The organism is Streptomyces sp. NPDC001507, assembly GCF_042894765.1.
Classification (GTDB): Bacteria; Actinomycetota; Actinomycetes; order Streptomycetales; family Streptomycetaceae; genus Streptomyces.
Map to the genome: position 1 here is coordinate 69,534 of NZ_JBIAVV010000009.1, position 24,182 is coordinate 93,715.

24 protein-coding genes and 1 pseudogene are annotated in these 24,182 nt (G+C 71.7%); 15 read left to right on the forward strand and 10 right to left on the reverse strand.

Annotated features, from left to right (window positions below):
- The first annotated feature begins 40 nt into the window (after positions 1–40).
- The 3 genes from ACFY0K_RS27750 (at position 41) to ACFY0K_RS27760 (ending at position 2,551) form a co-directional block, all read left to right on the forward strand.
- Positions 41–943 carry a winged helix-turn-helix transcriptional regulator gene (locus ACFY0K_RS27750; RefSeq protein WP_390642134.1) on the forward strand — a complete coding sequence of 301 codons (903 nt, stop codon included), beginning with the start codon at positions 41–43 and terminating at the stop codon, positions 941–943.
- Between the two features lie 13 nt (positions 944–956).
- Positions 957–1,646, forward strand: coding sequence for a M24 family metallopeptidase (locus ACFY0K_RS27755; RefSeq protein WP_390642135.1), 690 nt, complete (start codon positions 957–959; stop codon positions 1,644–1,646).
- A 116-nt stretch (positions 1,647–1,762) separates the two neighbouring features.
- Entirely contained in the window at positions 1,763–2,551 is a 789-nt protein-coding gene (locus tag ACFY0K_RS27760) for an SAM-dependent methyltransferase (RefSeq protein ID WP_390642136.1), read from the forward strand.
- 23 nt (positions 2,552–2,574) lie between these two features.
- Here ACFY0K_RS27760 and ACFY0K_RS27765 read toward each other — a convergent pair whose 3' ends face one another.
- Positions 2,575–2,985 carry an ArsR/SmtB family transcription factor gene (locus ACFY0K_RS27765; protein WP_390642137.1) on the reverse strand — a complete coding sequence of 137 codons (411 nt, stop codon included), beginning with the start codon at positions 2,983–2,985 and terminating at the stop codon, positions 2,575–2,577.
- Positions 2,986–3,157: 172 nt separating this feature from the next.
- On the opposite strand from ACFY0K_RS27765, the gene ACFY0K_RS27770 reads away from it, so the two are divergent.
- Positions 3,158–5,143, forward strand: a complete 1,986-nt coding sequence (locus ACFY0K_RS27770; protein WP_390642138.1) for a heavy metal translocating P-type ATPase — start codon at positions 3,158–3,160, stop codon at positions 5,141–5,143.
- Between the two features lie 78 nt (positions 5,144–5,221).
- A complete protein-coding gene (locus tag ACFY0K_RS27775) occupies positions 5,222–5,881 on the forward strand; it encodes an MSMEG_1061 family FMN-dependent PPOX-type flavoprotein (RefSeq protein ID WP_390642139.1) in 660 nt (219 codons plus the stop codon).
- An 18-nt stretch (positions 5,882–5,899) separates the two neighbouring features.
- On the opposite strand, the gene ACFY0K_RS27780 is transcribed toward ACFY0K_RS27775, so the two are convergent.
- Complete coding sequence (locus tag ACFY0K_RS27780; RefSeq protein ID WP_390642140.1) at positions 5,900–6,022, reverse strand: hypothetical protein; 123 nt, start codon at positions 6,020–6,022, stop codon at positions 5,900–5,902.
- 33 nt (positions 6,023–6,055) lie between these two features.
- A complete protein-coding gene (locus ACFY0K_RS27785) occupies positions 6,056–6,244 on the reverse strand; it encodes a hypothetical protein (RefSeq protein WP_352354114.1) in 189 nt (62 codons plus the stop codon).
- Positions 6,245–6,405: 161 nt separating this feature from the next.
- On the opposite strand from ACFY0K_RS27785, the gene ACFY0K_RS27790 reads away from it, so the two are divergent.
- On the forward strand, positions 6,406–7,560 hold the full coding sequence (locus tag ACFY0K_RS27790; protein ID WP_390642405.1) for an MFS transporter: 1,155 nt from the start codon (positions 6,406–6,408) through the stop codon (positions 7,558–7,560).
- Positions 7,561–7,572: 12 nt separating this feature from the next.
- Here ACFY0K_RS27790 and ACFY0K_RS27795 read toward each other — a convergent pair whose 3' ends face one another.
- On the reverse strand, positions 7,573–8,106 hold the full coding sequence (locus ACFY0K_RS27795; RefSeq protein ID WP_390642406.1) for a DedA family protein: 534 nt from the start codon (positions 8,104–8,106) through the stop codon (positions 7,573–7,575).
- A complete protein-coding gene (locus ACFY0K_RS27800) occupies positions 8,064–8,480 on the reverse strand; it encodes a histidine kinase dimerization/phospho-acceptor domain-containing protein (RefSeq protein ID WP_390642141.1) in 417 nt (138 codons plus the stop codon). Before ACFY0K_RS27800 ends, ACFY0K_RS27795 begins: the two co-directional genes overlap by 43 nt.
- A 50-nt stretch (positions 8,481–8,530) precedes the next feature.
- Here ACFY0K_RS27800 and ACFY0K_RS27805 point away from each other — a divergent pair.
- Positions 8,531–8,806 (forward strand): annotated as a pseudogene (locus tag ACFY0K_RS27805) (phosphatase PAP2 family protein); the annotation flags it as partial.
- Positions 8,807–8,855: 49 nt separating this feature from the next.
- Here ACFY0K_RS27805 and ACFY0K_RS27810 read toward each other — a convergent pair.
- The 3 genes from ACFY0K_RS27810 to ACFY0K_RS27820 form a co-directional block, all read right to left on the reverse strand.
- Positions 8,856–9,968, reverse strand: coding sequence for a S8 family peptidase (locus tag ACFY0K_RS27810; RefSeq protein WP_390642142.1), 1,113 nt, complete (start codon positions 9,966–9,968; stop codon positions 8,856–8,858).
- Between the two features lie 252 nt (positions 9,969–10,220).
- Positions 10,221–10,787, reverse strand: coding sequence for a Uma2 family endonuclease (locus ACFY0K_RS27815; RefSeq protein ID WP_390642143.1), 567 nt, complete (start codon positions 10,785–10,787; stop codon positions 10,221–10,223).
- 486 nt (positions 10,788–11,273) lie between these two features.
- Positions 11,274–11,957 carry a hypothetical protein gene (locus ACFY0K_RS27820; RefSeq protein WP_351957427.1) on the reverse strand — a complete coding sequence of 228 codons (684 nt, stop codon included), beginning with the start codon at positions 11,955–11,957 and terminating at the stop codon, positions 11,274–11,276.
- Between the two features lie 302 nt (positions 11,958–12,259).
- Here ACFY0K_RS27820 and hemL point away from each other — a divergent pair, with 302 nt between their 5' ends.
- The 8 genes from hemL to ACFY0K_RS27860 all read left to right on the forward strand — a co-directional run bounded on the left by hemL (position 12,260) and on the right by ACFY0K_RS27860 (position 20,366).
- Positions 12,260–13,588: a glutamate-1-semialdehyde 2,1-aminomutase gene (hemL, locus tag ACFY0K_RS27825; protein WP_351957428.1), complete on the forward strand. Its 1,329-nt coding sequence runs from the start codon at positions 12,260–12,262 to the stop codon at positions 13,586–13,588.
- Positions 13,585–14,304 carry a histidine phosphatase family protein gene (locus ACFY0K_RS27830; protein WP_351957429.1) on the forward strand — a complete coding sequence of 240 codons (720 nt, stop codon included), beginning with the start codon at positions 13,585–13,587 and terminating at the stop codon, positions 14,302–14,304. Before hemL ends, ACFY0K_RS27830 begins: the two co-directional genes overlap by 4 nt.
- A gap of 135 nt (positions 14,305–14,439) precedes the next feature.
- Entirely contained in the window at positions 14,440–15,705 is a 1,266-nt protein-coding gene (locus ACFY0K_RS27835) for a hypothetical protein (protein ID WP_390642144.1), read from the forward strand.
- A gap of 67 nt (positions 15,706–15,772) precedes the next feature.
- Positions 15,773–16,363, forward strand: a complete 591-nt coding sequence (locus tag ACFY0K_RS27840) for a TlpA disulfide reductase family protein (protein WP_351957431.1) — start codon at positions 15,773–15,775, stop codon at positions 16,361–16,363.
- Position 16,364: 1 nt separating this feature from the next.
- On the forward strand, positions 16,365–17,141 hold the full coding sequence (locus ACFY0K_RS27845; RefSeq protein ID WP_390642145.1) for a cytochrome c biogenesis CcdA family protein: 777 nt from the start codon (positions 16,365–16,367) through the stop codon (positions 17,139–17,141).
- Positions 17,142–17,144: 3 nt separating this feature from the next.
- On the forward strand, positions 17,145–18,851 hold the full coding sequence (locus ACFY0K_RS27850; RefSeq protein WP_390642146.1) for a cytochrome c biogenesis protein ResB: 1,707 nt from the start codon (positions 17,145–17,147) through the stop codon (positions 18,849–18,851).
- On the forward strand, positions 18,848–19,942 hold the full coding sequence (ccsB, locus tag ACFY0K_RS27855) for a c-type cytochrome biogenesis protein CcsB (RefSeq protein ID WP_351957434.1): 1,095 nt from the start codon (positions 18,848–18,850) through the stop codon (positions 19,940–19,942). The genes ACFY0K_RS27850 and ccsB overlap by 4 nt, the downstream gene beginning before the upstream one ends.
- 25 nt (positions 19,943–19,967) lie before the next feature.
- A complete protein-coding gene (locus ACFY0K_RS27860) occupies positions 19,968–20,366 on the forward strand; it encodes a hypothetical protein (RefSeq protein WP_390642147.1) in 399 nt (132 codons plus the stop codon).
- An 82-nt stretch (positions 20,367–20,448) separates the two neighbouring features.
- On the opposite strand, the gene ACFY0K_RS27865 is transcribed toward ACFY0K_RS27860, so the two are convergent.
- Both ACFY0K_RS27865 and ACFY0K_RS27870 read right to left on the reverse strand, forming a co-directional pair.
- Positions 20,449–21,996, reverse strand: coding sequence for a hypothetical protein (locus ACFY0K_RS27865; RefSeq protein WP_390642148.1), 1,548 nt, complete (start codon positions 21,994–21,996; stop codon positions 20,449–20,451).
- Positions 21,996–24,101: a hypothetical protein gene (locus ACFY0K_RS27870; RefSeq protein ID WP_390642149.1), complete on the reverse strand. Its 2,106-nt coding sequence runs from the start codon at positions 24,099–24,101 to the stop codon at positions 21,996–21,998. Before ACFY0K_RS27870 ends, ACFY0K_RS27865 begins: the two co-directional genes overlap by 1 nt.
- Positions 24,102–24,182 lie beyond the last annotated feature (81 nt).

Here is a 24,182-nt window from a genome sequence, read left to right on the forward strand (position 1 = left end):
GAAACAAAGTGAGTCCCGAAAGGGAACTTACTATGGGTGCATGAGGATGCACAACGCCGACGAGACGTGTGGCGTCGCCCAAGCCGCGCTGGTCCTGGGCGACTGGTGGAACGTGCTGGTGCTGCGGGAGGTCGCCCGCGGGCACGTCAGGTTCGACGCCCTGGCCGCCGAGATCGGCCTGTCCCGGAAGGTGCTCACCGAGCGGCTCGGCGGGCTGGTCGCCCAGGGCGTCCTGCGGCGCGCCCTGTACCAGCGGCGCCCGGTGCGCTACGAGTACCTGCTCACCGACGCCGGTACGGCACTGCTCCCGGTGCTCGTCGCCATGCAGGACTGGGGCGACCGGTGGGCCCTCGGCGACGGCACGCTCACCGCGACGGCGGAGGCCGACGGCGCCGAACACGCCCGCGTCCACGCCCTGCCGGGCACCCGCCTGCCGGAGGGCCTCGACCTCCCGGGAACGGTGGGGACCGGTCCCGGCGCCGAGGGGGCGGACCTGCCCCTGATCTCCCCGGACGCGTCCGCCACCGTGCTGTTCGCCTACCCCGGCACCGGCGTCGAATGGGGTCCGATCCCCGGAGCCGCCGGCTGCACACTGGAGAACCGGCTCTTCAGGGACGCCTGGCCCGACTTCCACCGCGCCGGCGTGGACGTACGCGGCACGAGCACCCAACTACCGCACGAACAGCAGGAGTTCGCGCGCGCCGAGCAGCTCCCGTACCCGCTCCTCTCGGACGCCGCCCACCAGTTGGCCGCGGCCCTGCGGCTGCCGGTCTTCCGCGGCGCCGGCCGGCTGCGGCACAAGCGCCTGATCCTGGTCGTCGACGCCGAACGGACCGTACGGCACACGCTCTTCCCGGTCACCGACATCCCGCACGCCGTCGAGGAGAGCCTGCGGCTGGCCACGGCCCTGCGGAACCCCGTTGCCCGGGACGACCGGAGCTGATTGGGTTCGGCCCATGGCGGATGACGAACCCACGCGCGCGGCGCGCCTGCTCGAAGCCCAGGACAAGGCCGTCCGGCTGTTCGCGGAGATCGAGGAGCGCGGGCTCGTCGCGCCCGGCGAGGGCGAGCGGGCGGTCAGCGACCGGATCCGGGACCTGGCGAACGAGATGTTCGGCACGACCCGGCACTGGCACAAGCGGATCGTGCGCTCGGGCCCGAACACCGTGCTGCCGTACCGGGAGAACCCGCCGGACCGGGTGATCGCCGCGGACGACGTCGTCTTCGCCGACTTCGGGCCGATCTTCGAGGAGTACGAGGCCGACTTCGGCCGTACCTTCGTCCTCGGCGACGACCCGGTCAAGCACCGGCTCCGCGCCGACCTCCCCCGGGTGTTCGCGGCCGGACGGCGGTTCTTCGAGGCCGACCCGGAGATCACCGGCGCGCGGCTCCACGCCGAGGTCGCCCGGCTCGCGGCGGAGGCCGGCTGGGAGCTGGGCGGCTGGCACGCGGGGCACCTGGTCGGCGAGTTCCCGCACGAGACGATCGACGGCGCCGACGCCGAGTCGTACATCGCGCCGGGCAACGACACCCCGCTGCGCCGCACCGACAAGGCGGGCCGCACCTGCCACTGGATCCTGGAGATCCATCTCCTCACCCCGGAGCGGCAGTTCGGCGGCTTCTACGAGGAACTGCTCGACCTCTGACCGGCCCACCCGCCGTGCCGCGGTCAAGTCGCCCCGTGCGCAGGGCAGATGAGACACCCGAGTACGATCACCACGACCTCGGACCCTCACCGTCTCCCCGGCGCGATGGAGTTTCCATGACGACCAACCCACAGCGGCCCCTGCCGATAGACACCAGCAGGGCACACCCCGCGCGGGTCTACGACTGGCTGCTCGGCGGCAAGGACAACTACCCGGTCGACGAGGCGGTCGGTGAGAAGCTGCCGCCCGAGGCGCGGGACGCCGCCCGGCAGAACCGCCAGTTCATGCACCGGGCCGCAGCGTGGCTCGCCCGGCAGGGCGTCGACCAGTTCCTGGACATCGGCACCGGCATCCCCACCGAGCCGAACCTCCACCAGATAGTCCAGAACGTCGTGCCGTCGGCCAAGGTCGTCTACACCGACAACGACCCGATCGTGCTCCGGCACGCCGAGGCGCTGCTGATCAGCCGCCCCGAGGGAGCGACCGACTACATCCAGGCCGACGTGCGCGACCCGCAGGCGATCGTCCGGCACGCCCGGCACGTCCTGGACTTCGACCGCCCGGTCGCCCTCTCCCTCATCGCCCTGATGCACTTCATCAGCGACGAGCACGGCGCCCACGGGATCGTCCGCGCCCTGGTCGAGACCCTGCCGTCGGGCAGCTACCTGATCCTCTCGCACGCCGCGTCCGACCTGTATCCGGAACTCGTCGAGCAGGTCGTCGCGGAGTACGCCAGGGGCGGCATCAGGCTCGCCTTCCGCACCCGCCCCGAGGTGGAGCGCTTCTTCGACGGCCTGGACCTGGTCCGCCCCGGCCTGGTCACCGCGACGGAGTGGTTCGCCGGCACCCCGGCCCCGGAACCGGAGGGCAGCGGCATCTACGCGGGAGTGGCCCGCATCCGCTGAACCTCCTTGCGGGGAACGGTTCTTCAGTTCACCCCGGCCGCGGTGGGTGCCGTGGCCGGGGTGGGTGCCGTCGCGGGGATGTCGCGCAGGCCGAGGCGCAGGTGCTCGACGTGGTAGAGGGCCTGCTCCAGGAGTTCGGCGACGTGGTTGTCGTAGAGGGCGTAGATGACCGAGCGGCCCCGGCGCTCGGTGGTGACCAGGCCGAGGTTGCGCAGCAGGCGCAGCTGGTGGGAGCAGGCGGACTGCTCCATGCCGACGGCGTCGGCGAGTTCGGTGGCCGCGCACGGGCCCTCCTGGAGGCGGGTCAGGATGCGCAGGCGCGACGGGGTGGCCAGCGCCTGGAGCGTGGCCGCCACGTCGGCGGCGCCGACGGCTTCCAGGCGCTCGCGTGCGGTGGCGGTGTCGGTGGTCCGTCCGTCAGCTCCATGACCCATGGACTTCATCCTACGGAGAACCATTCATGAACGCATGAATGAGTCTTCATCTGATCCTGTACGGTGGAGAGTGCGGTGCCGGGGTTCCGGTTGCCCGCAGCTCCGTCATGCCCTCGTGACGGGCCCGATCCGCCGTGCCGTCCGATCCGCCATGCCGTCGTGAAGGACCCCGATGACCTCCACCCTCGTCACCCCGCCGGTCCCGGCCGGCCGGACCGCCGATGCGCGCGGCGCCGCGGTACCCCGGCGCCGTACCCGGGTCCTCGCACTGCCCGAGGCGCGGTGGGCGCTGGTGGCCCTGGTGCTGTTCCTGGTGGCGCTGCCCCTCCGGCTGACCGGCGCCCCGGCCTGGACCTGGGGCCCGCTCTACGCGCTGACCTACGCGGCCGGCGGCTGGGAACCGGGCCTGGCCGGGCTCCGGGCCCTGAAGGAGAAGACCCTCGACGTCGACCTGCTGATGGTGGTCGCGGCGCTCGGTGCCGCGGCGATCGGGCAGGTGACGGACGGCGCGCTGCTCATCGTCATCTTCGCCACGTCCGGCGCCCTGGAGGCACTGGCCACCGCCCGCACCGCCGACTCGGTGCGCGGCCTGCTGGACCTGGCACCGGCCACCGCCACCCGGATCGCGGGCGACGGCACCGAGGCCGCCGTCGCCGTGGCGGAGTTGCGGGTCGGCGACACGGTCCTGGTGCGGCCCGGTGAGCGCATCGCGGCCGACGGCCGGGTGGTGGACGGGGCGAGCGACGCCGACCAGGCGACCATCACCGGCGAGCCCCTGCCGGTGGCCAAGGAGCCGGGCGACGAGGTCTTCGCCGGGACCCTCAACGGCACCGGTGCGCTGCGGGTCCGGGTCGGCCGCGTCGCCGCCGACTCGGTGATCGCGCGGATCGTGCGGATGGTCGAGGAGGCGTCGGAGACCAAGGCGCCCACCCAGTTGTTCATCGAGAAGGTCGAACAGCGCTACTCGCTCGGCATGGTGGCCGCGACCCTCGCCGTCTTCCTCGTGCCGCTCGCCTTCGGCGCCACCCCGGCCGGCTCCCTGCTGCGGGCCATGACCTTCATGATCGTCGCCTCGCCGTGCGCGGTCGTCCTCGCCACCATGCCACCGCTGCTGTCGGCGATCGCCACCGCGGGACGGCACGGTGTGCTGGTCAAGTCCGCGGTGGTCATGGAGCGGCTCGGAGAGGTCGACGCGGTCGCCCTCGACAAGACCGGCACGCTGACCGAGGGCACCCCGCGCGTCACCGACGTCCGGCCGCTGCCGGGCTCCGGTTTGGACGAGGCCGCGCTGCTCGCCCTGGCCGCCGCGGCCGAGCACCCCAGCGAGCACCCGCTGGCCCGCGCGGTGGTGGAGGCGGCACGGGACAGGGACCTCGCCCTGCCGGCGGCCGGGGGCTTCGCCTCGACGCCCGGGGTGGGAGTCCGGGCCACCGTGGGCGGGCGCGCGGTCGCGATCGGGGCTCCCGCGCGGCTGCTCGCCGGTGCCGAAGACGCCGACTCGGTTCGTGCGTCGGACCTGGGGGCCGAGCTGGAGAACGGCGGCCGGACCGCCGTAGTGGTCATGGCGGACGGCAAGCCCCTCGGGCTCCTCGGGATCGCCGACCGTCTCCGCCCGGACGCCACGCCCACCGTGGCCTCCCTCACGGCACTGACCGGAACGGCCCCCCTCCTGTTGACCGGCGACAATCCGCGCGCCGCGGCCCTGCTCGCCGCCGAGGCCGGCATCGCGGACGTGCGTGCCGGACTGCTGCCCGAGCACAAGGTGCGGGCGGTCCGGGACCTGCAGGCATCCGGCCGCAGGGTGATGGTCGTCGGCGACGGCGTCAACGACGCGCCCGCGCTGGCCGCCGCCCACACCGGTGTCGCGATGGGCCGGGCGGGCTCGGACCTGGCGCTGGAGACCGCAGACGCGGTCGTCGTCCGCGACGAACTCGCCACCGTCCCGGCCGTGATCGCGCTGTCCCGGCGGGCGCGCGGGCTCGCCGTCCAGAACCTGGTGATCGCGGGAGCCTTCATCGCCGCCCTGGTCGCCTGGGACCTGGCCGGGACCCTCCCCCTGCCGCTCGGGGTGGCGGGCCACGAGGGCTCCACCGTCGTCGTCGGGCTCAACGGACTCCGCCTGCTGCGCGAGGCCGCCTGGAAGCGGGCCGCCGGATGATCCGCCGCAGGACGTCGTCGGGCAGGTGGACGGGTCTGCCCTTCAGGGGCGGCTCCGGGGCCCCTTAGGGTCGGCGGCATGACGACATCCCCTGCCGGCAGTGCCTTCGACTCGCTCCGTCTCGACGCCGTGTCCGACCCGGAGGAGCTGCGCCGGGTCTACGCGCTCCCCGGCGCGGCGGCCGTACGCAAGCAGATGACCGAACTCACCGAGCAGACCCGGCGGTTGATCGCCTGCTCGTCGCTGGTGCTGGTCGCGAGCGCGGACGCCGAGGGCAACTGTGACGTCTCCCCGCGCGGCGGGCCCGCCGGCTTCGTCGCAGTCCTGGACGCACGGACGGTGGCGATACCGGACGCGACCGGCAACAAGCGTCTGGACACCCTGCAGAACGTCGTCGCCACCGGACGGGCCGGGCTGCTGTTCGTCATCCCGGGGCGCACCACGACGCTCAGGGTGAACGGCCGGGCCTGCGTCTCCACCCGGCCGGAGCTGCTGTCGCAGCTGACCGCCGTGGGCAAGCCGCCGGCCAGCGCGCTGGTGGTGGGGATCGAGGAGGTCTACCCGCACTGCCCCAAGTCGCTGCTGCGCAGCGGGGCCTGGAAGCCCGAGCAGTGGCTGCCGGCGGACGCCCAGCCGACCTCGGCCGAGGTGACGCTGGCCCAGCTGCGGATGCCGGAGCTGACGATCGCCGACATCGAGCGGACGGAGGCGGACTCGCTGAAGTACCGGTACGAGTGACGGACCGCGCCGGGTCCCTCAGCAACCCGGCTCGTGCGGCCCGCCGGTCTCCTCCTGGCAGGAGTAGCGCTGTGCCTTCCACGGGTCGGCGAGGTCGTGGCAGCCGCGTTCCTCCCAGACCCCGCGCCGGTCGGCGGTCACTCCCCGGGGCGCCGCGGCTTGCTCCGGTTTCAGCTATCGCTTCTGCGCCCGGTAGCGCTTCATCAGCGCCGTGATCCGTGCCTGGTCCGCCTGGCCGTTGAGTTCGGCCACGAGGTCGTCAGGACACAACTCGTAAAGGTCGCCCCACCACCGACGTCCTCGGTTGTCCCAGATCCGGTATCCACCCGGCGCGCCTCGGGCGACGTAGCGTCTCCTGCTCATGGCTCCCCGGGGGTCGCGTACCGTCACAGCCGAAGGAAAAGAGTAGAGAGGGCGCTCCCGACACGACCACCGCTTTCGGTGGCCGGCGAGCGGGCCTTCGCCGCACTCCACCAGATACCGGAGGAGGACCAGTGACCGCACAGGCGGCCCCCGCGCGGCAGATGTGGCCGCTGTACGCGTCGGGGTTCACCACTGCCTTCGGCGCGCACGGCATCGCCGCCAACCTCGGCGGCCGCGGCACCGGCGCTGTCACCTCGTTGCTGGTGCTGGGCGGTCTGCTCGCGCTGTACGACGGTGCCGAGGTGGTGCTGAAGCCGGTGTTCGGCACCCTGGCCGACCGGATCGGCGCGCGTCCTGTCCTGCTCGGCGGCCTGGTCGCCTTCGCTCTCGCCTCCGCGCTGTACGTCCTCGCGGACAGCCCCGGCTGGCTCTGGGCCGCGCGCCTCGGCCAGGGAGCCGCGGCCTCCGCCTTCTCCCCGTCGGCCTCGGCCCTGGTGGCCCGGCTCAACCCGGCGGTCAAGCACGGCCGGGCCTTCGGGAGTTACGGCTTCTACAAGTCCGTCGGCTACACCCTCGGGCCGCTGCTCGGCGGCGTCCTGGTCTGGGCCGGCGGCCTTCGCCTGCTCTTCACCCTGCTGGCGGTGCTCGGCGCCACGGTCGCGCTCTGGGCAGCGCTCGCCGTCCCCGACGTACGGCCGCTGCCCAAGGCCCGGCAGACACTCCTGGACCTGGGCCGCCGGCTGGCCGACCCGGTCTTCCTCGCCCCGACGGCCGCGCTCGCCACGGCCACCGCGGCGCTGTCGGCAGGCGTCGGCTTCCTGCCCGTCTCCGGCCGGGCCGCAGGGCTGGGCCCCGTTGCGACCGGGGCAGCGGTGTCGGTACTCGCCGGATGCGCGGCCGCCGTCCAGCCGCGGGCAGGGCGCGCTCTGGACGACGGCCGCCTCACCGCCCGGACCGGCCTTGCCGCGGGGCTGTCGGTCACCGCCGCGGGGCTGGCCTGCGCGATGCTGCCGGGGCTGACCGGCGTCCTCGTCGGGGCCGCCCTGATCGGCGCCGGTACCGGGCTGATCACCCCGCTCGGCTTCGCCGCGCTGGCTGCGGGGACCCCCGTCGAACGCCTGGGTCAGACCATGGGCGCCGCCGAACTCGGCCGCGAACTCGGCGACGCGGGCGGTCCGCTGATCGTCGCCGTCGTCGCCTCACTCGCCACGCTCACCTACGGCTACGGGGCGCTCGCGGCCCTGATCGGGCTGGGCGCGGTGGTCGCGCTCGCTCGCCGCCGCCGGGTGCCGGCCGTACCCGAACGCCGGACGTGACCAGTCCCCGGGTCAGTCCTGGTGCCGGCGGCGCCACACGTGCCGGAGGACGAGTGCGGCGACCAGGACCACCAGGGCGATGAGTGCGTAGAGCTGGTAGCGGCTGATCTCTTCGTAGATGGCGGTGATGTGGCTGCCGGCCACGTAGGCGAGGCTCGCCCACAGGCCGACCCACAGCGCGGCGCCGATGGCGTTGAAGACGAGGAAGCGGCGCCAGAGCATGCCGCTGGTGCCCGCGATGATGCCGTTGACCTGGCGCAGTCCCTCGACGAAACGGGCGACGACGACGATCTTGCCGCCATGGCGGGTGAAGAACTCCTCGGCCTTCTGGAAACGCTCCGGGGTGACGAACACGTACCGGCCCCAGCGGTGCACGAAGGCCCGTCCGCCGGTGTGGCCGATCAGATAACCGATGTTGTCCCCGACGACGGCGGCGGTGAACGCGATGACCGCCACGGCCACGATGTTCAGCTGCCCCGCCCCGGCGTAGATCCCGGCGGCGATCAGGATCGTCTCTCCCGGCGCGGGGACCCCGAAATCCTCCACCAGGACGAAACCCCCGACAGCCCAGTAGCCGTAGTGGGCGAGCAGCGGAGCCAGGTGGGCCAGGGGGCCCGGGAGCGGCGGGGCGGCCATGCCCCCACCCTACGGGGCGACCAGGGCCGGATTCCGTCAGCAGGGCAGGGCGAGGACGACGCGGGCCCCGTGCTCGGTGTTCTCGGCGTGTGCGGTGCCGCCGTGGGCGGCGGCCACCGCCTGGACGAAGGCGAGCCCCAGGTGAGTCCGCCGGGGGAGCGGGGGCGGTGCAGGGCGACGTCGAGTTCGGCGCGGATCAGGGTCAGCGGGGTGCGCAGTTCGTGACTGGCGTCCGCGACGAACCGCCGCTCGCGTTCGGCGGACGCCGCCAGGCGGTCGAGCATGTGGTTGAGGGTGTGGCCGAGCCGGGTGAAAGGACAAGCAGCCGGCCCCCTTCGTCCTGGACCCGGCCCTGCGCCCGGACAAGCACATCACGTCCGGCGCCAAGGGCCCGTACTCCTACCCCTCCCGGCACGCGACCCGCTCCGCCGCGGCCGTCACCTTCCTCAGCGTCCTCTCCCCGCACCGCGCCGCGGACTACCGGTGGATGCAGGACGAAGTCCTCTACTCCCGCCTCTACATGGCAGGCCACGTCACCAGCGACCTCACCGCCGGCACGCTCCTCGGCGACCTGATCGGCGACTACGAACTCGCCGTCAGCGGGCACTGACCTGGCCGGGGCGGCGGCAGCGCCGCGTCGGCTGCTGCTGGGCGTCCTCTCAGAGGCCGCCGGTGTTGAGCAGCCGGTTGGGGGTGTCGGATCGGATGCCGTGCAGGGCACCGCGGGTGGCCGTGTGGTCGAGCCAGACGTGGACCTGGTTGGCCGTGGCGTGGGGGTGGGCCGACAGGTACAGGGCGATCACGCCGGTCGCGTGCGGCGCGGCCCAGGACGTGGCGCCGTCGTTCTCCGTGGTCGTACCGCCGCCGGCGAGGGCGGCGGTCACCTTCTGGCCGGGGGCGTACAGGTCCACGCACCGCCCGTAACCCGATCCGTAGGAGCCGCCGTCGCTCCATGCGCGGTCGTTCGAGGTGGAGGCCGCGACGACGATCGTGCCGGGGACACCGGCCGGGGAGTGCTTGCAGGCGTCGTCGTTGAAGTTGCCGGCCGACACCACCGTCGGGATCCCCGCGTCGACCATCTGCTTCACGGCGGTCTCCAGGGCCGCCGACCGGTGGTCGAGGTTGAGCGACATGTTCACCACCGCGGGCTTCTGCGCGTGCGCGGTGACCCACTTGACCGACTTCACCAGGGCCGCCTCGGCCGCTGCCGGGGAGCCGCCGCCGTCGCTCTCGCACAGGATGCCCTGCACCCGCACGAGCTCCGCCTTGGGTGCCACCCCGTACTTCGCCCCGCCGATGATGCCCGCGACGAACGTGCCGTGGCCGACGCCCGCCTCGCTGAAGCAGTCACCGGAGTCCTTCGGGCCCACGAAGTCGGCGCCGAGGTGGGCGCGTCCGCCGAACTCCTTGTGGCCGATGTCCATCCCGGTGTCGATCACGTAGACGTGAACGCCCTTGCCCGTGGCGGTGGTGGTGAACTTCCCGTCCAGGGGCCGCGACCGTTGGTCGAGAATGTCCAGGTTCCACGGCACGTGCCGGGTGATGGGCGACGCTGCGGTCCGCGCGACCCCGGACAACGTCCCCACCGTGCCGGGAGACGTCGGCACCGAGCTGGACGGCGCCCGGTCCCCGGAGGGCGCCACGGACTGCGTCGTCCCGCGCGCGGGGAGCGATCCGCCGCCGCTCCCGGCGGCCGCGCCGGCTTCCCCGCCGCAGGCCGAGACCCCGACCACTGCAGCCACGGCCACCACCACGAGACGAGCCTTCGTCATGTTCCGCGCCACTACGTCCCCCACAGTCCCGCTTCGTACACAGTCAGCGCACAAGACGACCACAGGGGGCGGGCGGTTCCGGCGGGGCGTGCGAGTGGGGCGGCCCACGCGCTCGACGGAATCCTCTCCGGCCGCCTGACGGCCCCTCCCCGGCACCCGAAAAGGCGAGGCCCGAAGACCCCGCCCGCCACCTGTGAGACCTCAGCTCACGGCCGCACCAGCCAATAGGGCTGGTGCCCCGCCTCACGTGGGTCAGATCTGGCCGAGGTCGATCTCCACCGGGAAGGGGGCCGCTGCCTTGAGGACGCCGGTGAAGACGTCTCCGTCCCGGTAGGTCTTCGTCGCGGGGTCGAGAACGTAGGTGTACACGAGCGGAACGCCTGTGGCGGCCTGCTCGATCCGCCAGTAGAAGCCGATGCCTGCCTTGGCGTACTGGTCGACCTTCACGATCCGGTCGGTGGTCTCCGAGCCCGGCGACACCACCTCCGCGACCAGCAGCACGTGCTCAGGGCGGGTCGGGGTGATGTCGATCGTGTCTGCGCGGTACACGGCTACGTCCGGGTGGCGATTGGTGAGCGGGACGTCCTGGAGCCGGACGTCGAAGTCCGTGTCGGCATTCCACTCAGGGCCCGCGGCGGCATCCAGTGCGTTCGCGAGAATCCGCGCCAGTCGGTTGTGCCGCTTGGACGCGCTGGGACTCACGACGACCATCCCGTCCACGATCTCGATACCGGCGCACTGCTCCTCGGACCAGGACTCGTACTCCTCCGCCGTGATCTGCTCATGCATCCATGCCGGGGCCACCATCTCGGCCGTCATGAAGCACCTCCCGGACACAGCGCTGCGGGCCCGATCCCGCAGGGTTCAGCGTACTGTCTGCGACCCGTACGGCACGCTGATCTCGCACATGCCTCCTCCGCGCCAGCCGGCATCCGACCAGCGAGCCCACGGCAGGAGTGAGGAAACCGCCACGATGGCCTCGTCACCAGGGGACCGAAACGCCCGGCGGCACCACTGGCCCAGTGCGACAGTCGCCGCAGTACCGCCGGCGAGGATACGGCGCAGCGGGTGCCTCGTCCCGTTCGGCACCCGTCCGCTGCCCGAGGCGGTCGGGCGATCGAAGGCGCCGCCGGTCAGGGAAACGGAGGCGGAGGTCGAGGCGGAAGGCAACGGCGATCCACCCGCAGCCCAGGGCACATCAGCACACCCAGCGAAACCAATGTGCCCTGGCCGCCTGACGGCCCCTCCCCGGCACCAAAAAGGGCGAGGCCCGAAGACCTCGCCCGAAACCACCGAAACCCCAGGTCAGGGCCACACCAGGCAGTACGGCTGGTGCCCCGCCTCATGCAGCCGATGCGAGAAGTCCTGCCACTCGTGCAGCAGCTGGTACACGTTGAACGCGTCTCTCGGGCCGCCCCGGTCCGGGACCGTGGACCAGATGAAGGCGGCCGCGCCGACCGCTTCCTCGCCTATGCCGCGCAGGGGGTCGACCACCGTCATGGGGAGCTTCACGACCGCGTAGTCGGGGTGCAGCACCACCAGCTCCAGTGGCGGCACCTTGTGCAGAGGCACGCCTTCGATGCCCGTCAGCACCATCGCGGCCATCGTCTCCGGCTTGATCTTCGTGAACATGCCGTTCATGCCGAGCTCGTCGCCGCCGAGTTCCTCGGGGCGCATCGAGATCGGGACCCGGGCCGCGGTCGCGCCGTCCGGTGCGCCGAAGTATTTGTACGTCACCCCCACCCGACCACCATTCCTGCTCCCGGTCTGTAGACGGTCGATCCGCCGCTCGCTCCGCTGGCCACGATCCCTCTGATCGCGGTCCCGCTGATCGATACGTCGGTCGCGCCGGTCCGACTCACTCGGTACGCCCTGTTCCTGACGTGCTGCTTCCGCCGATTCCTCCGCGTCGCGCCGGTGCCTTCCCCGTTGGGCGCGTCGAGGACCCAGGTCATCGGTCCCCTCGCCCAGTCCGCCACCGCGATGCATATCTCCACCCGACTGCTTTTCTAGGACGCGTGGCCCCCGCCGCGCAACCCGATCATCGTGTCAGTGACCTCCCCCACGGCCGCCCGCCGAAACGTGCGTCGAAACATCAGTCCGCAGGATCTTTACAGCCTCCGGCCGCCTGCGTACCGGATGAGCTGGGTGTATCGGATCACAGTCTCGCAGATGCCCCGGCCGCTGTGCGGGGAGCGCGGTCCTCCGCTGCGAGGAGACCGCCGCCTTCCGCCTACCCTGAGGAGGTCACCAAGCATCCGGAGTCCGAGAAGTCGGAGAAGTCGCACGTCATGAGTGCCCAGAGCGAAACGCCCTATCCCTACGACGCGCCCGTCTCACAGGCGCTCTTCGACCGCGCCTCCGCCGTCACGCCCGGCGGCGTGAACTCCCCGGTGCGCGCCTTCCGCGCCGTCGGCGGCACCCCCCGGTTCATGGTCTCCGGCAAGGGGGCCTACCTGACGGACGCCGACGGGCGCGAGTACGTCGACCTCGTGTGCTCCTGGGGGCCCATGATCCTCGGGCACTCGCACCCCGAGGTCATCGCCGCCGTCCAGGAAGCCGTCTCCCGCGGTACCTCGTTCGGTACCCCGGGTGAGGGCGAGGTCGCCCTCGCGGAGGAGATGGTCGCGCGGATCGATCCCCTGGAGCAGGTCCGGCTGGTCAGCAGCGGGACCGAGGCGACCATGTCCGCCATCCGGCTCGCCCGCGGGTTCACCCGGCGCACCAAGGTGATCAAGTTCGCCGGGTGCTACCACGGTCACGTCGACAGCCTGCTGGCCGCCGCCGGGTCCGGCGTCGCCACCTTCGCGCTGCCCGACACCCCCGGTGTCACCGGTGCCCAGGCCGGCGACACGATCGTGCTGCCGTACAACGACCTGGAGGCGGTGCAGGAGGCGTTCCACCGGCACCCCGGGGAGATCGCGTGCGTGATCACCGAGGCCTCGCCGGGGAACATGGGGGTCGTGCCGCCGGGGCCCGGGTTCAACCAGGGGCTCAAGGACACCTGCGCCAGGAACGGCGCCCTGTACATCTCCGACGAGGTCATGACCGGGTTCCGGACCAGCCGGGCCGGGTGGTTCGGGATCGACGGCGTCGTACCCGACCTGATGACCTTCGGGAAGGTCATGGGGGGCGGCTTCCCGGCCGCCGCCTTCGGCGGGCGGGCGGACGTCATGGCGCACCTCGCCCCGGCCGGGCCCGTGTACCAGGCCGGCACCCTCTCCGGGAACCCCGTCGCCACCGCCGCCGGCCTCGCCCAGCTGCGGCTCCTCGACGACGCGGCGTACGACAAGGTCAACGCCGTGTCGGAGCAGATCCAGGGGCTCGTCCGCGAGGCGCTGAACAAGGAGGGCGTCGCGCACCAGCTGCAGACCGCCTCCAACATGTTCTCCGTCTTCTTCACCAACCGGCCGGTGCGCAACTACGAGGACGCCCGGGGCCAGGAGTCCTTCCGGTTCACCGCCTTCTTCCACTCCCTCCTCTCCGACGGCGTCTACCTGCCGCCGTCGTCCTTCGAGTCCTGGTTCGTCTCCACGGCCCACGACGAGCGGGCCATCCAGAAGATCGCCGACGCCCTCCCGGCGGCGGCCCGAGCGGCCGCGGAGGCCACGGCAGCATGAGCGAGCAGAGTGAGATGAGTGAGAAGAGCCGGCAGGGCGGGCAGCAGGACATCACCGTCGTGCATGTGATGCGGCACGGGGAGGTGGCCAACCCGGACGGGGTGCTGTACGGGAGACTGCCCGGCTACCACCTCTCCGAACTCGGGCGGCAGATGGCCGACCGGGTCGCCGAGTCCCTCGCGTCGCGGGACGTGACGTACGTCGTCGCCTCCCCGCTGGAGCGCGCGCAGGAGACCGCGACCCCGATCGCCAAGGCGCACGGGCTCGACCTCGCCACCGACGAGCGGCTCATCGAGGCCGAGAACATCTTCCAGGGCAAGACCTTCGGCGTCGGCGACGGGGCGCTGAAGAAGCCCGCCAACTGGAAGTACCTCGTCAACCCGTTCCGGCCGTCCTGGGGCGAGCCGTACGTCGACCAGGTCGTACGGATGAAGGGCGCGCTGGACACGGCCAAGGACCGCGCGCGCGGGCACGAGGCGGTGCTGGTCAGCCATCAGCTGCCGATCTGGATCCTGCGGTCGTACGTCGAGAACCGCAGGCTCTGGCACGACCCGCGCAAGCGGCAGTGCACCCTCGCCTCCCTGACGACTTTCACATACGAGGGCGACAGGATCGTTTCCGTCGGCTACTCCGAGCCCGCCATCGACCTCGTCCCGGCCCACCTCCGCGCCGGCGCCAAGCCGGTGAAGGGGCAGGAGAAGGCCTTCGGGGCGTGAACTCCGTGTAGGTCAAACCGGCTTCAGCCAGGTTCATGAGAATAGTCTGAAAATATATGGTTCCTTCTGGAACCTCCTTGTTCGTCCCGCCCTCTGAGTGGGTGACCGCCAGAGGACGTGACGAATCGGGGAACCATGCGGACCTTCACCCGAAGGGGAATGCTCGGCGCCGGCGCGGGTGCCACGGCCGGACTCGCGCTCGGCCTCACCGGCTGCGGCACACTCACCGGTTCGGACGGCTCGACCCATGCCGCCGGTTCCACCAAGGAGCCGTCGAAGAAGCCGTCGAAGACGCCGAACGCCCGCCCCCTCGGCGACGGCTCCACCGCCGACAGCGGCAAGCAGCCCCACCAGCCCGCCGCCCCCGAGCCGCTGGAGCCCGGCCAGACCCCGCCGCAGTTCGTGATCTTCTCCTGGGACGGCGCCGGCGAGGTCGGCACCGGCCTCTTCCCCCGCTTCCTGGACCTGGCCAAGGAGCACGGCGCGTCGATGACCTTCTTCCTCTCGGGGCTGTACCTGCTCCCCGAGTCGAAGAAGCGGCTCTACGACCCCCCGAACAACCCCCGCGGAGCCTCCGACATCGGCTACCTCACCGACGAGCACATCAAGGCGACGCTCGCCAACGTCCGCCGGGCCTGGCTCGAAGGGCACGAGGTGGGCACCCACTTCAACGGCCACTTCTGCGGCGGCTACGGCACCGTCGGCAACTGGACGCCCAAGCAGTGGCGCAGCGAGATAGACCAGGCCAAGGCGTTCGTGAAGGAATGGCGGACCAACTCCGGCTGGACCGACCTGCCCCCGCTGCCCTTCGACTACGACAAGGAGCTGGTCGGCGGCCGTACCCCCTGCCTGCTCGGCCAGAACAACCTGCTGCCCACCGCACGCGAGCTCGGCTGGCGCTACGACGCCTCCTCGCCCGGCGGCCGCCAGGTCTGGCCGGAGAAGAAGCTGGGCATCTGGGACCTGCCCCTGCAGCAGATACCGTTTCCGGGCCGCTCCTTCGAGGTCCTCTCCATGGACTACAACATGCTCGCCAACCAGTCGGTCAACTCGACCAAGGCCCCCGCCTACAACTACCCGCACTGGCGGACCCAGTCGACCCAGGCGTACATAGCGGGATTCCAGCGGGCATACACGACAAACAGGGCGCCGTTCTTCATAGGCAACCACTTCGAGCAGTGGAACGGCGGCATCTACATGGACGCCGTCGAACAGGCCTTCAAGCACATCGCCCGCGAGAAGGAGAAGGGCGCCGACGTCCGCATGGTCTCCTTCCGCCAGTTCGTGGACTGGATGGACGCACAGAAGCCGGAGGTCCTGACGAAGCTGCGCACACTGGACGTGGGGCAGCGGCCGGCCGGCGGCTGGAAGACCTTCCTGAAGCAGGGTGCGGCGGCCTGAAACGGGGCGAATCCCGGACCCAGGGGGGTGCGCAAGATCCCCAGAACGGGCATGCGAAACTTTTCACATGAGTACCCGTAGCCGCGCCCTCCTGCTCGGCGCCACGGCCGCCGCGGCAGCCCTGACCCTGTCCGCGTGCGGCAACGGCGGCACTTCCGGCGGAGGCGGCAACACCAACTTCGTCACCGGCAAGGACGGCATCGACACGGTCGCTCAGGGCCACCGCGCGGCGGCCCCCGACCTGTCCGGCAAGACCATCGACGGGGGCACGCTCGACGTCGCCGACTACAAGGGCAAGGTCGTCGTCATCAACGTCTGGGGCTCCTGGTGCAGCCCCTGCCGGGCCGAGGCGCCCAACTTCGCCGCCGTCTCCAAGGAGTACGCGAGCAAGGGCGTCCAGTTCGTCGGCATCAACACCCGCGACACCAGCACCGGTTCCGCGGTCGCCTTCGAGAAGCAGAACGGCATCGACTACCCGAGCCTGTACGACCCGACGGGCAAGCTGATGCTCCGCTTCAAGAAGGGCACGCTCAACCCGCAGGCCATCCCCTCCACCCTGGTACTCGACCGGCAGGGGAAGATCGCGGCGCGCTCGCTGGCGGCGCTCAGCGAGGAGAGCCTGCTCAAGATGGTCAAGCCGGTCGTCGCGGAGAAGTGACGTGAGCGCACTCCTCACGGTCGCGGCCGCGACAGACGGACCGAACACGACCGTCATGAACGGCGCCCTCCTGGTCGCCCTGCCGATCGCGCTGCTCGGCGGACTCGTCTCCTTCTTCTCGCCCTGCGTGCTGCCCCTCGTCCCCGGCTACCTCTCGTACGTCACGGGGGTCGCCGGCACCGACCTGGCGGAGGCCCGGCGGGGGCGGATGGCGGTCGGCGCCTCCCTCTTCGTCCTCGGCTTCACCGCCGTGTTCGTGTCCGGCGGGGCCCTGTTCGGCTACTTCGGCCAGACCCTCCAGGAGCAGTCCGGCGTCCTCAGCAAGGTGCTCGGGGTGCTGATGATCGCCATGGGCGTGTTCTTCATGGGCATGATGCCCTGGTTCACCCAGCGCGAGTTCCGCTTCCACAAGCGGCCGGTGGCCGGTCTGGCCGGGGCGCCCTTGCTGGGCGCGCTGTTCGGCATCGGCTGGACACCGTGCATCGGCCCGACCCTGTCGGCCGTCACGAGCCTGTCCTTCAACCAGGCGAGCGCCGGCCGCGGCGCCATACTGACCGTCGCCTACTGCCTGGGCCTCGGTGTTCCCTTCGTGCTCACCGCGGTCGCCTTCCGCAAGGCGCTCGGCGCCTTCGGCTGGGTCAAGCGCCACTATGTCTGGGTGATGCGCATCGGCGGCACGATGATGATCGTGACCGGTGTGCTGTTGCTGACCGGGGCCTGGGACAGCCTCGTGCAGGAGATGCAGGGCTGGTCCGACGGCTTCACTGTGGGGATCTGATCGATGAGCAAGACCGAAACCGACAACAGCGAGCCGGACCTCGGCGCGGCGGGCTCGCAGCTCTCCACCGCCCCGGCCGAGCCGCCGGCCGCCCCCGGGCTCGGGGTCGTCGGCTGGGCCCGCTGGTTCTGGCGGCAGCTCACCTCGATGCGGGTCGCGCTGCTGCTGCTCCTGCTGCTGTCGCTGGGCGCGATCCCCGGCTCGCTGATCCCGCAGTCCGGCGCCGACATCAACAAGGTCGCCGAGTTCCAGAAGTCCCACAAGACGCTCGCGCCGGTCTACGACAAGCTCGGCCTGTTCCACGTCTACAGCTCGGTGTGGTTCTCGGCGATCTACATCCTGCTGTTCGTCTCGCTCGTCGGCTGCATCATCCCGCGCGCCTGGCAGTTCGTGGGCCAGCTGCGCGGCCGTCCGCCGGGCGCCCCCAAGCGGCTGGACCGGCTCCCGGCGTACACGACCTGGCGGACCACGGCCGCGCCGGAGGAGGTCCGTGAGGCGGCGCTGAAGCTGCTGAAGAAGCGGCGCTTCCGGTCGCACCTCGCCGGGGACGCGGTCGCCGCCGAGAAGGGCTACGTCCGCGAGTTCGGCAACCTGGTCTTCCACATCGCGCTGATCGTGCTGCTGATCGCCTTCGCCTCCGGCCAGATGTACAAGTCGGACGGCACCAAGCTGGTCGTCGAGGGCGACGGGTTCGCCAACTCGATCCTGCAGTACGACGACTTCAAGTCCGGCTCCATGTTCAGCACCGACGACCTGGTGCCGTTCAGCTTCGACCTGAAGAACTTCCACGCCACCTACCAGACCAGCGGCCCCAGCAAGGGCACGGCGGTCTCCTTCGCCGCGGACGTCGACTACAGCGTGGGCGCCTACGGCAAGTCGAAGCGGACCACCATCAAGGTGAACGAGCCGCTGCACATCGACGACGCCAAGGTCTACCTCGTCAGCCACGGCTACGCGCCCGTCATCACGGTCCGCGACAGCAAGGGCAAGGTCGTCTACCGCGACGCCGTCCCGCTGCTCCCGCTCGACAGCAACGTCACCTCCCAGGGCGTGGTGAAGGTGATGGACGGCTACCAGGACGCCAAGGGCGTCAGCGAGCAGCTCGGCATCTCGCTGTTCTTCCTGCCGACCTACGGCGGCGGTTCCTCGGTGCTCTCCAGCTTCCCGGCGCTCGACAACCCGGTGCTGAACCTGACGCCGTACCACGGTGACCTGGGCGTCAACTCGGGCATCCCGCAGAGCGTGTACCAGCTCGACAAGACCCACATGAAGGAGTTCAAGGACTCCAGGGGCGCGCAGTTCCGGGACAACCTCAAGCCGGGCCAGACCATGCAGCTGCCGAACGGCGCCGGGTCCGTGACGTTCGAGAAGGACGTCAAGGAATGGGCCGGCTTCGAGATCGTCCAGGAGCCCGGCAGCGGCTGGGCGCTGGGCGGCGCGCTCGCCGCGATCTTCGGCCTGGCCGCCTCGCTGTTCATCCAGCGCCGCCGCGTGTGGGTGCGCGCGGTGCAGGGCCCCGACGGCGTCACCGTGGTGGAGATGGCCGGGCTGGGCCGCAGCGAGTCCGCGAAGGTGCCGGAGGAACTGGGCGACCTCGCGGGAATCCTCTACGACCAGGCGCCAGGGGCCCCCGACGCCGAAGAAGACGACGAACCCGTCCCATCCCCCAACCCCGAAGTCGTACCTGCCGAAGGGCCTGAGAAGCGATGACTTCCCCAGCCGTGACCACGCTCGCCGCGACCAACGAGCATCTCGCGAGCATGAGCAACACGCTCATCTACTCCTCGATGGCCGTCTACACGCTGGCCTTCTTCGCCTACATCTTCGAGTGGCTGCTCGGCAGCCGCAGCCGGGTGGCGCGCACCGCCAACGCGCTCACCACCGACGCGGCGGCGAAGAAGGCGCCCGCCGTGACGGTCAAGAAGGCCGGCGGCACCGCCGTGCTGGAGCGCCCGCAGGTCGTGGTCCGCTCCTCGGCGGGCTCGCGGGACGTGCCGGACGGGCCCGGTGCGCACGGCGGCGACGAGCAGGGCGACCTCTACGGCCGGATCGCGATCTCCCTCACGGTCCTCGCCTTCCTCGTGGAGCTGGCGGGCGTGGTCACCCGCGCGGCCTCCGTGCAGCGGGCGCCGTGGGGCAACATGTACGAGTTCAACATCACGTTCTCCACGGTCGCGGTCGCCGTCTACCTGACGCTCCTCGCCCTGAAGAAGAACGTGCGCTGGCTCGGCCTCTTCCTGATCACCACGGTCCTGCTCGACCTCGGCCTCGCGGTCACCGTCCTCTACACGGCGAGCGAGCCGCTGGTCCCGGCCCTGCACTCGTACTGGCTGTACATCCACGTCTCGACGGCGATCTTCTGCGGCGCGGTGTTCTACGTCGGCGCGGTGGCCACGATCCTCTACCTCTTCAAGGACGCCTACGAGAGCAAGCTGGAGAACGGCGGCAAGCCCGGCAGCTTCGCCACCTCGGTCCTGGAGCGCCTGCCCGCCTCGGCGTCCCTCGACAAGTTCGCCTACCGCGTGAACGCGGCGGTCTTCCCCCTCTGGACCTTCACGATCATCGCGGGCGCGATCTGGGCCGGCAGCGCCTGGGGCCGGTACTGGAACTGGGACCCCAAGGAGACCTGGTCCTTCATCACCTGGGTCGCCTACGCCTGCTACCTGCACGCCCGCGCCACCGCCGGCTGGAAGGGCCGCAAGGCCGCCTACCTGGCGATGATCGCCTTCGGCTGCTGGCTCTTCAACTACTACGGCGTCAACATCTTCGTCACCGGCAAGCACTCCTACGCGGGCGTCTGATCCCGCCAGGGGCGACACTGGTGCCATGACCGGTTCCATAGAACAGGGCACCAGTCAGACCCACGGGAGAACGCACATCCTCCACTTCCTGGTGCGCCTCCCGAAACCGGCGGACCGGGTCTGGCCGAGCCTGTCCACCCCGGCCGGCCTGGCCGCCTGGTTCACCACGGCCGACGTCCTGCAACCGCGACTGGGCGGCACGGTCACCCTCGGTGACCTGGGCACGGGCACGGTCACCGCCTGGGACGTCGACCGCATCGCCGAGTACACGGTGGAGGGCGGCGGCAGAATCCGCTTCCACCTGGAGCGCGACGGTGAATCCGGCAGCGCCCTGCGCTTCACCCACGAGTTCAAGGGCGAGGTGGAGACGGAGTCGGCGTGGCGAGCACGTTTCGAACGTTTGATCGAAACGCTGGGTCACTGACAGCGCCCCGAAGGGGCGCTGGGGGAACCCGGCCGAAGGCTGGGGGAGGAACTGCGCGACCAGCCCCCACCGGGCCCGCAGCTCACGACGGCGGCAGACACTCCGCACTCGGCGGCTTCCCCTCCGGCCACGCGATGGTCACGAACCGTGACCCACCCTCCGCACGCAGCTCGACGATCGGCACCGCCTTGTCGTACGGATTCCCGTGCGCGTCCAGGCAGATCCACCCGCTCGCCCCGTCCACCCGCAGCGACCCCTTCACCTGCGGCCACTGCAGCCCCACGTCGGCCAGCGCCGGCACGGACCTCCCCGCCGGCACCGCCTCGCGAATCCCGTGCACCGCGAGCCGCATCGCGTCGTAGGCGATGATCAGCTGCCCGTCCTCCAGGGCGACCGGCCCGATCGGCCCCACCGGCGCCTTCGCCGCGCTCTTCAGCAGCGCGGTGAGCGTCGCCATGTCCGCCTCGGAACCGCCCGTCCTCGGACTCCCCTTCCCCCACGCGTCCGGATGGGCGAGGGCGGTGTAGCGGACGGAGAGGTTGTGCCGCAGGGCGCTGCGGTCCAGCTTCGCCTCGCCGGTCAGGTACGACCCCTCGTCCCCGGTCAGCACCGTGAACTTCCGGTCCTGGCACCCCCGTCCGCCCAGCGCGTTGATGAACTGCCGCAGCTGGGTGTGGCGTCCGGCGAACAGGATCGTGTCCGTCGTCCGCGAGGTGTCGCAGACCAGGTTGGTGATCTGCCGGAAGGTGTTCGCGGTCGTCCCCTCCTGGCTGCGGTCGGCCGGCGGCGTGAACGGCTGCGGTTCGTACGGCGAGCCCTTGATCAGCGCCGCGAACGACGTCTGGAGCGTGCGCGTGTACGGGTCGCCCGGCTTGTCGTAGACGAGCAGCGCCCGGCCCGCGCTCACCTTCGCGAAGGAGGCCAGGGCGCGGGCCTCGTCGGTGTTGGTGGGGGAGACCCGGGCGAGGCCGGGGTAGGGGTCCTTGCCGTCCTGGCCGTTGGCGAGGTCGTCCGCGGTGATCGACGAGCCGACCACCGGGATGCCCAGCCGGGCCAGCTCCCTGACGGCCTTCTTGTTGTCGTCGGTGCTCTGCCCGACCCCGGCGACCGCCCGCAGCCGGTCCGTGCCGCCGGTCATGCCCGCCAGCTGCGTGACCATCCGCTGCCAGTACTGGCTGGTCGCCCCGGGGTTGGCCAGCACCAGCCGGATCGCCGGGGACTGGCCGTTGGAGTCGTGGTTGGCCTGGTACTGGGCCAGGTAGGCACCCTGGAGCTCGTGCTGGATGTCGGCGAGGCTGGCCGCGGCCGTCGCGGTGTAGGGCAGCATCACCGCGACCGTGACGTAACTCCCGGGCTTCAGGCGGGCGTTCTCGCGGGCGATCGCCTGCACGGTGTTCCGCAGCCGCGGATGCCCGAAGTCGTACGCGGTCGTCGCCACGCCCACGCACTCGTCGCTGCCCTCGGGGCGGGCCACCCCCGGCGCGCAGGACCGGTCGTCGTGGACGGCGGCCCGCACCCCGACGACCAGCCCGGCGATCACCGCGGCCGTGACCAGCAGGGCCAGATAGCGGCGGAGCGGAATCTCCCAGACGCCCTCACGCAACCACGTGCCCACGCCCCGCCCCGCCATCACGCCACCCCGCTCCGCTCGTCGTCGCCCGCGTCACCCTCGTCGTCCCCGTCGTCCCCGCCCGCCGCCGCGGGGCGTCCGGCCAGTGCGGCCGCCGGCCAGTCCCGGGAGGCCCGCCACAGCAGCGCGTTGCCGGCCGGCCGCAGGTTGGACAGCTGTTCCAGCTCGAACCGCAGCCGGTCGGCGACCTTCGGGTCGGGCAGCACCAGCGGGTCGGTCAACAGCCACACCGCGTGCAGCAACCGCCGTATCCGCAGGTGCAGTACGCCGTCCACGCCGTCCGGCACCCGCTGCTGGGCGTCCGTGCGGCCGAGCGCCACCGCCGCCCGCCGGTCGCCGTGGCCGGTGAAGTCGTGGCCCTCGGCGTCATGGGCGTGGAAGTAGGGGGCGGAGGCGACGAACCGCAGGGTGTGCAGCCAGCCGCGGGTGTCCAGGACCGGGAAGCCGTCGCGCAGGTGGGCGACGGCCGGTCCGGTCCGGCCCAGGGCCAGTTGGTGGTGGAGCCGGAAGCGGGCGTGCCCGTCCGGCCGGTCCTCGGTGTAGTGGGCGACCAGCGTCTCGTGGGCGGTGCGCCAGCCGCTGTGGTCGGCGTCCCGCAGGTGCAGCCGGAGCAGCAGCAGGGTCCGCACGAAGGGGTCCCCGACGAACTGGCCGGGCACGGTGGGCAGTCCCTCCCGGGCGAGCCGGTTCTGCAGCGCGCGCACGTCGGCCGGGCCGAAGTCGTCCGGGAGCAGCGTGGCGGCCAGCGCGCACGCCGAGTCGTGGTCGTGGGCGGCGGCGAGGACGGTCAGCTCGTCGAGGCGGTCGGCGGGCACCAGCCGGTCGAGGAGCAGGAGGTAGGCGGGGGCGGCGGGGCCGTCCTCGTCCGGCCGTACGTCCGCGGTGAGCAGGTCGGTCAGCGACCCGGCCCGCTCCGGATGCTGCGCCGCGGCCTCGGCGAGCAGGGCGATGCCCAACGGGTTGCCGCGGGTCAGCCGGTGCACGGCGTGCGGGAGCTGGGGTGCGGCCGGGGCGCCGACCAGGTGCAGGGTGTCGTCCGGGGTCAGCGGCGCGAGCGCGACCAGCAGTGCCCGCGAGGAGGGTACGGCCGGGTCCGGCGTCCACTCGCTGCGCCGGGCGACCCCGGCCAGCTCCCGCCGGGTGCCGCCGCGCAGCAGCTCCCGGCCGTCGCCGCGCAGTCCGGCGACGAAGGCCACCTGGTCGGCGACGCCCTCGGCACGGTCCCTGAGCACCGCGTCCAGCAGGCCGGGCCCCGGCCCGGTCTGCACGTTGTCGACGAGCACCAGCGGCCGGCCGAGCCGTTGCATCCGCGGCAGCACGCCCGCGTACGCCTCGGTCAGGTCGGCGAGCAGCGCCCGCACGAGGTACCGCTCGGCGTGCTCGCGGGAGGTGCCGCCCGCGCGGAAGTGCCCGGAGAGCAGGATCAGCCCGCGCTGGGCGTGCCCGCCCGCGTTCGGGTACGTCCGGTACCAGACCGACGCCTTCTGGTGGCGGCGGCTGGCGAAGCCCTCGGCGACCGACTCCAGGGTGGCCTCGATGGCGCCGGAGACCAGCGGCCCGGTCCCGGTCGCGGCGGCGACCACCTTCGCCGCCACCTTCCCGGCCCACCGCCCGGCGAAGCCGCTGATCCACGAGCCGCTCTCGTTCAGCAGCAGGATCCGCTCCACCTCGCGCCGGATCCGCTCCGAGTCCGCGTCGCCCCAGCCGCCCGCGGCCACCGCGACCAGGCCCGACATCAGCCGCGGAAAGGTGATCCGCCCGGCCCCGGTGACCGGTTCGGCGAGCTGCTCGGCGACGACCAGCAGCGCCTGCCCGACCGGCGACCAGGACGCGGCGGGCCGCTCCGGCGGCGGGGCCGCGAACTGCCCCTCCGCACAGTCGACGAGCGCGACCGGGGTGTGCCCCTTGTAGGCGTCCCGCAACTCGGCGAGCACCGCGCTCTTGCCGAGCCCCCGGGCCCCGGTCAGCACGACGAACGGCAGCTCACCGGGGTGTTCGAGGGGAAGGGCACGATGCTGGTACGGCCGTAACCCGACGATTCTCGGCACGAGCCCGGCCGGCTCGACGTCGAACAGCGCCCCGCGCCCGTGCAACCTTCTGTGCAAGGCAGTCCCCCCTCAACACGAGTGTAGGAAGGGGGAGTTGCTTCAGGCCAGATCGCGTGATGACTGTTGGGTCACGAATCC

Excerpts from the sequence above, each read along its gene's own strand:
- ACFY0K_RS27750 (WP_390642134.1), top strand. The coding sequence starts at position 41 with ATGAGGATGCACAACGCCGACGAGACGTGTGGCGTCGCCCAAGCCGCG.
- ACFY0K_RS27755 (WP_390642135.1), top strand. The coding sequence starts at position 957 with ATGGCGGATGACGAACCCACGCGCGCGGCGCGCCTGCTCGAAGCCCAG.
- ACFY0K_RS27760 (WP_390642136.1), top strand. The coding sequence starts at position 1,763 with ATGACGACCAACCCACAGCGGCCCCTGCCGATAGACACCAGCAGGGCA.
- ACFY0K_RS27765 (WP_390642137.1), bottom strand. The coding sequence starts at position 2,985 with ATGGGTCATGGAGCTGACGGACGGACCACCGACACCGCCACCGCACGC.
- ACFY0K_RS27770 (WP_390642138.1), top strand. The coding sequence starts at position 3,158 with ATGACCTCCACCCTCGTCACCCCGCCGGTCCCGGCCGGCCGGACCGCC.
- ACFY0K_RS27775 (WP_390642139.1), top strand. The coding sequence starts at position 5,222 with ATGACGACATCCCCTGCCGGCAGTGCCTTCGACTCGCTCCGTCTCGAC.
- ACFY0K_RS27785 (WP_352354114.1), bottom strand. The coding sequence starts at position 6,244 with ATGAGCAGGAGACGCTACGTCGCCCGAGGCGCGCCGGGTGGATACCGG.
- ACFY0K_RS27790 (WP_390642405.1), top strand. The coding sequence starts at position 6,406 with ATGTGGCCGCTGTACGCGTCGGGGTTCACCACTGCCTTCGGCGCGCAC.
- ACFY0K_RS27800 (WP_390642141.1), bottom strand. The coding sequence starts at position 8,480 with ATGCTCGACCGCCTGGCGGCGTCCGCCGAACGCGAGCGGCGGTTCGTC.
- ACFY0K_RS27810 (WP_390642142.1), bottom strand. The coding sequence starts at position 9,968 with ATGACGAAGGCTCGTCTCGTGGTGGTGGCCGTGGCTGCAGTGGTCGGG.
- ACFY0K_RS27815 (WP_390642143.1), bottom strand. The coding sequence starts at position 10,787 with ATGACGGCCGAGATGGTGGCCCCGGCATGGATGCATGAGCAGATCACG.
- ACFY0K_RS27820 (WP_351957427.1), bottom strand. The coding sequence starts at position 11,957 with ATGCATCGCGGTGGCGGACTGGGCGAGGGGACCGATGACCTGGGTCCT.
- hemL (WP_351957428.1), top strand. The coding sequence starts at position 12,260 with ATGAGTGCCCAGAGCGAAACGCCCTATCCCTACGACGCGCCCGTCTCA.
- ACFY0K_RS27830 (WP_351957429.1), top strand. The coding sequence starts at position 13,585 with ATGAGCGAGCAGAGTGAGATGAGTGAGAAGAGCCGGCAGGGCGGGCAG.
- ACFY0K_RS27835 (WP_390642144.1), top strand. The coding sequence starts at position 14,440 with ATGCGGACCTTCACCCGAAGGGGAATGCTCGGCGCCGGCGCGGGTGCC.
- ACFY0K_RS27840 (WP_351957431.1), top strand. The coding sequence starts at position 15,773 with ATGAGTACCCGTAGCCGCGCCCTCCTGCTCGGCGCCACGGCCGCCGCG.
- ACFY0K_RS27850 (WP_390642146.1), top strand. The coding sequence starts at position 17,145 with ATGAGCAAGACCGAAACCGACAACAGCGAGCCGGACCTCGGCGCGGCG.
- ccsB (WP_351957434.1), top strand. The coding sequence starts at position 18,848 with ATGACTTCCCCAGCCGTGACCACGCTCGCCGCGACCAACGAGCATCTC.
- ACFY0K_RS27860 (WP_390642147.1), top strand. The coding sequence starts at position 19,968 with ATGACCGGTTCCATAGAACAGGGCACCAGTCAGACCCACGGGAGAACG.
- ACFY0K_RS27865 (WP_390642148.1), bottom strand. The coding sequence starts at position 21,996 with ATGGCGGGGCGGGGCGTGGGCACGTGGTTGCGTGAGGGCGTCTGGGAG.